Annotated in this window: 5 protein-coding genes; 2 read left to right on the forward strand and 3 right to left on the reverse strand. The window is 66.0% G+C overall.

Going from position 1 to position 6,256, the window contains the following annotated elements; translation table 11 throughout:
* Positions 1–6 precede the first annotated feature (6 nt).
* The 3 genes from QN347_RS11095 to QN347_RS11105 all read right to left on the reverse strand — a co-directional run bounded on the left by QN347_RS11095 (position 7) and on the right by QN347_RS11105 (position 3,541).
* Positions 7–1,917: a peptidase M61 gene (locus QN347_RS11095; protein ID WP_322162051.1), complete on the reverse strand. Its 1,911-nt coding sequence runs from the start codon at positions 1,915–1,917 to the stop codon at positions 7–9.
* An 88-nt stretch (positions 1,918–2,005) separates the two neighbouring features.
* On the reverse strand, positions 2,006–2,653 hold the full coding sequence (locus tag QN347_RS11100) for a DUF1345 domain-containing protein (protein ID WP_322162053.1): 648 nt from the start codon (positions 2,651–2,653) through the stop codon (positions 2,006–2,008).
* 60 nt (positions 2,654–2,713) lie between these two features.
* Entirely contained in the window at positions 2,714–3,541 is an 828-nt protein-coding gene (locus tag QN347_RS11105; RefSeq protein ID WP_322162055.1) for a sulfite exporter TauE/SafE family protein, read from the reverse strand.
* A 244-nt stretch (positions 3,542–3,785) separates the two neighbouring features.
* Here QN347_RS11105 and hisS point away from each other — a divergent pair, with 244 nt between their 5' ends.
* Both hisS and prfA read left to right on the forward strand, forming a co-directional pair.
* Positions 3,786–5,117: a histidine--tRNA ligase gene (hisS, locus tag QN347_RS11110; protein WP_322162057.1), complete on the forward strand. Its 1,332-nt coding sequence runs from the start codon at positions 3,786–3,788 to the stop codon at positions 5,115–5,117.
* Positions 5,114–6,187 (forward strand): peptide chain release factor 1, encoded by a 1,074-nt coding sequence (gene prfA / locus QN347_RS11115; RefSeq protein ID WP_189676269.1) that lies wholly within the window; start codon positions 5,114–5,116, stop codon positions 6,185–6,187. Before hisS ends, prfA begins: the two co-directional genes overlap by 4 nt.
* The last annotated feature ends 69 nt before the right edge of the window (positions 6,188–6,256 follow it).

The following is a 6,256-nucleotide window of genomic DNA, read 5'->3' on the forward strand; positions in this document are numbered from 1 at the left end:
TCGGCCTTAACGCGGTGCCAGCAAACGGTCCAGTCCACCCTCTCCGGTGCCGATCTTCTGGAGGTGCGGATAGCGCAAGCCCTCGTGATAGTCGATGCTGACCGGGCTGATCTGGTCGTTGCTTTTGACCAGCAGAACGATTGGCGTCTTGCGCGCTTTGGCGGCGGTGACCGCGCCCTTCAGCGCGCTGTCGGAGAAGGCGGTGCCGTCGACCGCGACGATGCTGTCGCCGATCGTCAGCCCGGCCTTGTACGCGGGCGAGTCCCAGCCGACGCCGGTCAGCTTGCCGTCCTTGTCGACCGTCAGGCCAAGCGAGAAGGTGAGGTTGGTGTTCTTGCGTGCGGCCTCGGCATTCTTGAAGGCGAGCGTCGGCTCCTCGGTATAGACCAGCTTGTAGCCATTCGCCTCAAAGCCCTTCAGCGGCGCCGGGGCGCCGGTCTCGATCAGCCGCTTGGTGAGCAGACCGGCCCAGTCGTACGGCTGGATCGCGGTGAGCGTCTTGACCACGTCGTCGAACGTGTAGGTGACTTCGCCGTAATCGCCGTCGTTGAGGCCGAAGAACGCACGTCCGAAATCGTCGATCGATTTCTTGCCGCCCGATTGCTGGCGCAGGATCGAATCGACCTCCATCCACACCAGCAGGCCCTCGTTGTAATAATCCTCGGAGCGCTGATAGCTCGTCCAGCCCTTGGGGCGGCGCTGCGAGATCGTCGGGTCGTTGGTCGTATCGACCATGTCGCGCCAGTTGCGTGCCGGGCGATTGTCGAGCTCGGCCATGATCGCGGCATAGCCGTCGAGCGTATCCTGCTTCGACACGATCCCCGAGCGCGCCTGCAGCACATAGCCCCAGAACTGCGTCTGGCCCTCATAGACCCACAACAGGCTGCCGCGCATCGGCATGCGGAAATCGGGGGTCCACAAATCGGCGCCGCGGCGGAACTTGCCGTCCCAGCTGTGATTGTATTCGTGCGGCAGCAGGTTGCGCGAGCCCGGGCCGTCCTTCCACTTGGTGAAATAGCCAAGCTTGACGCCGTCTTCCGACGAGCGGTGATGCTCGAGCCCAATCCCGCCCATCACGTCGGAGATCGACAGCAGGAATTCATAGGTGTCGTAATGCTGCGCGCCGTAGAGCTTGACCGCCTGATCGACCAGCCGCTTGTGCGCGTCGATCTGATCGGGCGTTGCAGCGAGCTCGGCGGGCGTATCGGCATAGACGTCGAGATTGACGCGCGGCGAGAGCGGCCACTGCTTGTAATAGCGCCCGGCGAGGACGGGCGAATCGACCAGCACTTCGTAATTGGTGAGCTGATAGGCATAGGTCGAGCCGTTCGCCTTCGACGGCAGGCCCGACGAGGCGGTGAAGCCAATCGGGTATTTGACCACAGCCTTGACTGGAATCTGGCGCGTGAAATAGCCCGCCGGATAGAGGCTCATCGAATTCCACTGCAGCCGCAGCATGTTCGGGGTCATCACCACCGAGCCCTGGTCGCCTGCGGTCGCCGAGAGGAACTGCAAGTCGATGTCGAGGTTCTTTGCGCCCGCCGGCACGTCGATGTGGAAGGCGTAGACGTCGACCGGATCGCGCGTCCACGCGACCTCCTTGCCACCCGCGCGAATGTGCAGGCCGGCGAGCTTGTCGAGCTGGCCGGTCGGCGAATGGTTGCCCGGCAGCCATTTTGGGAAGAGCAGCACCATGTGGCCCGCGCTCACGCCGCTGATCGTCTCGCGCGTCGTGAAGATGCCGCGCGTCGTGTCGGTCGCGTCGATGTCGAGGCTGATCGTGCCGGGAAAGGGCGTGTCGCGCGCTTCGGGGATCGTGTCGACGATCGGCACCGGCTGCGGCTTGGAATTTTCGGCCAGCACCGGCGATGCGGTGGTGGCGAGCAACAGGGCGGTGAACGCGACGCGACGGATCATGCAGGGGAGCTTTCTTGGGAAGAGCGGCTTTGACGGTGGTTAAAGCGGTTGAAGCGCGCGCCGTCCAGCCCCCCGCCGCGCGATTCCGCTACGACCCGCTGCTGCTGCCGAGCACGTTGATCGTGAAGGCGAGCACGCCGATGTTGAACACGAACGCCGCCAGGCACTGGCCGAGCGACACGCGCCGCATCCGCCGCGACGAGATTTCGACGTCGGAGGTCTGGAAGGTCATGCCGAGCGTGAAGCTGAAATAGAGGAAGTCCCAATAATCGGGCTCGGCGCATTCGGGGAAATCGAGCCCGCCCGAATCCTGCCCGTCGTCGTCGCAGTCCGAATAGAAGAGATGCGCATAATGCAGCGCATAGACGGTGTTCGAAAACAGCCACGCAAACACCAGCGTCGCGATCACCAATACGGTCGCGGCAACGCTCGTCTTGCCCTGCAATTCCTTGGCGACCGAAGTGAGGATGATGAGCATCGTCACGCCGGTGAGCACGAGCAGCCCGGCACGATTGGCGTCGTTGTTCGCGGCGGCCTTGCGCATCTTGTCGGCCTCGCCGTGGCCGAGCAGCGTCGAGATCGCGATCAGGAACACGGCAGCGGCGACGTCGAACGCCGCCATCGCACCGCGCCCCCAGCCGAGCGGGGGGATGGCGACGAATAGCCCGATCACGAACAGCGTCGCGAACAGGATGAAGCGGGGCGGGGCGACCTTGTTGCCGAGATTCAGACCCATGCAACAGAGCTACCGCGCTTTTGTGCGGGGTGAAATCCTCGCGCAAACATAACGTTTCTGTCACATCTGCAGCGCGCGGTTCGCCATCACCCCTGCGATGAACAGCAGGTACACGCCGAACACGCGCTTGAGCGGCTCGGCCGGCAGCGCATGGGCCGCGGCGACACCGAGTGGGGCGGTGAGGATCGACATCGAGGTGATGACGACCGCGCCGAGCAGATTGACATAGCCGAGCGAGCCGACCGGCAGGCCGGGCTTGCCGAGCCCGATCAGGATCCAGCCGATCGTGCCGGGCACCGCGATGATGAAGCCGAACCCGGAGGCGGTCGCGATCGCCTTGTGGATCGAGCGGCCGCACAGCGTCATCACGATCACCGCGACCGTCCCGCCGCCGATCCCAAGCAACGAGGAGAAGAGGCCAAGCCCACCGGCGATCGCGGCGCGGGGCAGGCCGCTCGGCATCGTGTCGCTGACCTGGCGCCGCGCGAGCCTGGGCACGAGGAAATTGATCGACATCAGCACGATGCCGCCAGCGAAGATGAAGGTCAGCGTCTGCCCCGTCATCCGCTGTGCGAGCAGCACGCCCACACCGACGCCGAGGATGATCCACGGCGCCCAGGTCTTGAGGATCTCGAAATCGACCGCGCCGCGTTTGTGGTGACTGAGCGTCGAGCGCAAAGCGGTGACGACGATCGTCGCGAACGACGTCCCGATCGCGACATGCGTATATTCGCTCTTCGCGCCGCCGAGCAGCGGCAGCAGCGCGATCATTGCGGGAACGACGACGAAGCCGCCGCCGATCCCGAACAGTCCGGCGGCAAACCCCGCGAACAGCCCGGCGGCGAGCATGGCGAGGATGGCGGGCGCCCAGGCGAGCACGGCGCTCATGCGCTGGCACGCGGGAATGGGACAACGGACACGGCAAACAGACGCATGGCGACCTTTCCGAAACGAGCCGGGTGAGATCCTGCGGATGCTGAAATGGGGACTGTTGCCGCCCCCGTTACGCTTATGCTGCGGCGCGGGAGCCGGACGTGTCAAGCCGCTCTTCCTCCCCTCCCTTCCACGCAGGGGAGCAGAATCCACAACCATCTGGCGTTCGCCCGAACGCTCGCATAGAGAACGCACCCTTATGGCCCGCATAGAAACCCCAAAACGCATCCGCGGCACGCAGGACATCTTCGGCGAGGAGCAGCGTCGCTTCGCACACGTCATCGCGACGTTCGAACGCGTCCGCCGGCTCTATTGCTTCCAGCGCGTCGACATCCCCGTGTTCGAGAGCACCGCGGTGTTCGCACGCTCGCTCGGCGAGACGACCGACGTCGTGTCGAAGGAAATGTACACCTTCGAGGATCGCGGCGGCGATTCGCTGACGCTGCGCCCCGAATTCACCGCCGGCATCGCGCGCGCCTATCTGACCGAGGGCTGGCAGCAATACGCGCCGCTCAAGATCGTGACGCATGGGCCCGTGTTCCGCTACGAACGCCCGCAAAAGGGGCGCTTCCGCCAGTTCCACCAGATCGACGCCGAGGTGATCGGCGCGAGCGAGCCTGCTGCCGATGTCGAGCTGCTCGTGCTGGCGGACCAGTTGCTCCGCGAACTCGGCATCGCCGATGGCGTGACGCTCCAGCTCAACACGCTCGGCGACGCCGAGACGCGCGACGCGTGGCGCGCGGCGCTGGTCGCGCATTTCGAGGCGCATCGCGACGTGCTGAGCGAGGACAGCCTCGCGCGGCTCGACAAGAACCCGCTGCGCATCCTCGATTCTAAGGACCCGCGCGATCGCCCGGTGGCGGACAGCGCGCCCGATATCGACGCCTATCTGACGCCCGAGGCGCGAGCGTTCTTCGACGCGGTGACGGCGGGGCTCGATGCGGCTGGCGTGGCGTGGACGCGCAACGCGCGGCTGGTGCGGGGCTTGGATTATTACCGCCACACCGCGTTCGAATTCGTCACCGACCGGCTCGGCGCGCAGGGCACCGTGCTCGCGGGCGGGCGCTATGACGGGCTGATCGGCAGCCTCGGCGGTCCGGAGACGGCGGGCGTCGGCTGGGCGGCGGGGATCGAGCGGCTGGCGATGCTGCTCGAGGAGCCGACGATCGATCAGGTCGATATCGCGGTCGTGACCGAGAATGACGCAGATCCGCTCGATGCCGTTCGCGTGGTGGCAGGCCTTCGGCGCAGCGGTCTGTCCGTTGCGGCGGCGTTTGCCGGTAATGCGAAGCGCCAAGTCGAGCGCGCGCGGCGCGCGAACGTGACCGAGGTTCTTTTCGTCGGGCGTGTGGGCGTCGAGGGCGGCACCGCAGCGTCGCTCAAGCTCGGCAAGATCGGGACCGGGCCCGTCGCGCTCGAGGACAGGGCGGACGCTGTTTTGAAGGCGCTGTCCGCCGATATCGCGGTTGGCGCGGACGATGCTGGCACCTTGATCGGAACGGGGATCGCCTTGATCTGGCGCCCGCGATGACCTCGATCTCCCCCGAACGCATCCTGCAGATCGAGGCGCGGCGCGACGAACTGTCGGCGCTGATGGCGTCGGGCGACCTCCCGTCGGACCGCTTCGTCCAGGTCTCGAAGGACTATGCCGAACTCGAACCGATCGCGCGCGCGGCGGGCGAGGTGCGGCGGCTCCGCGCCGAGCTCGACGTGCTCGCCAGCATGGAGGAGGAGAGCGACCCCGAGATCAAGCTGATGGCGCGCGAGGAAATCGCGACGATCCGCGACACGCTTCCAGATGCCGAACGGAAGCTCGCGCTCTCGCTGCTCCCGCGCGATGCTGCCGACGAGCGCGCCGCGATGCTCGAGATCCGCGCCGGCACCGGGGGCGACGAGGCGGCGCTGTTCGCCGCCGACCTGTTCCGCATGTACCAGCGCTATGCCGAAGCGCAGGGGTGGCGGGTCGAGCTGATCTCCGCGTCTTCTTCCGAAAGCGGCGGGTTCAAGGAAGCGATCGCCTCTGTCGAGGGCAAGGGCGTGTTCGCCAAGCTGAAGTTCGAAAGCGGCGTCCACCGCGTCCAGCGCGTTCCCGCGACCGAGGCGCAGGGGCGCATCCACACCTCGGCGGCGACCGTCGCGGTGCTGCCCGAGGCCGAGGAGGTCGACGTCAAGATCGACGACAAGGACCTGCGGATCGATGTCTATCGCTCGTCGGGGCCGGGCGGGCAGTCGGTCAACACCACCGATTCGGCGGTGCGGATCGTGCATATTCCGACTGGGCTGACCGTCATCCAGCAGGACGAGAAGTCGCAGCACAAGAACCGGGCCAAGGCGATGCGGGTCCTGCGCACGCGGCTGTACGAGGCCGAGCGCGACCGGTTGCACCAGGAGCGCGCGGGTGCGCGGAAATCGATGGTCGGGTCGGGCGATCGTTCCGAGCGGATCCGGACGTACAATTTCCCGCAGGGTCGCGTGACCGATCATCGCATCAATTTGACGCTGCACCGGCTGCCCGAGATCTTGCAGGGCGAGATGGACGAACTGATCGGCGCGCTGATCGCGCAGGACGAGGCTGAAAGATTGGCCGCACTCGATGCGTGACGAGCCCGAAAAGCCCCTCCCCTTCAGGGGAGGGGTTGGGGCTGTCTCTTATACACATCTGACGCTGCC

Origin of the sequence: Sphingomonas sp. 10B4 (assembly GCF_035019905.1) — a bacterium.
Classification (GTDB): Bacteria; Pseudomonadota; Alphaproteobacteria; order Sphingomonadales; family Sphingomonadaceae; genus Sphingomonas; species Sphingomonas glacialis.

What these genes read in the sequence shown, in the direction of transcription:
- prfA (WP_189676269.1), top strand. Translation starts at nt 5,114, where the DNA reads ATGACCTCGATCTCCCCCGAACGCATCCTGCAGATCGAGGCGCGGCGC.
- QN347_RS11095 (WP_322162051.1), bottom strand. Translation starts at nt 1,917, where the DNA reads ATGATCCGTCGCGTCGCGTTCACCGCCCTGTTGCTCGCCACCACCGCA.
- hisS (WP_322162057.1), top strand. Translation starts at nt 3,786, where the DNA reads ATGGCCCGCATAGAAACCCCAAAACGCATCCGCGGCACGCAGGACATC.
- QN347_RS11105 (WP_322162055.1), bottom strand. Translation starts at nt 3,541, where the DNA reads ATGAGCGCCGTGCTCGCCTGGGCGCCCGCCATCCTCGCCATGCTCGCC.
- QN347_RS11100 (WP_322162053.1), bottom strand. Translation starts at nt 2,653, where the DNA reads ATGGGTCTGAATCTCGGCAACAAGGTCGCCCCGCCCCGCTTCATCCTG.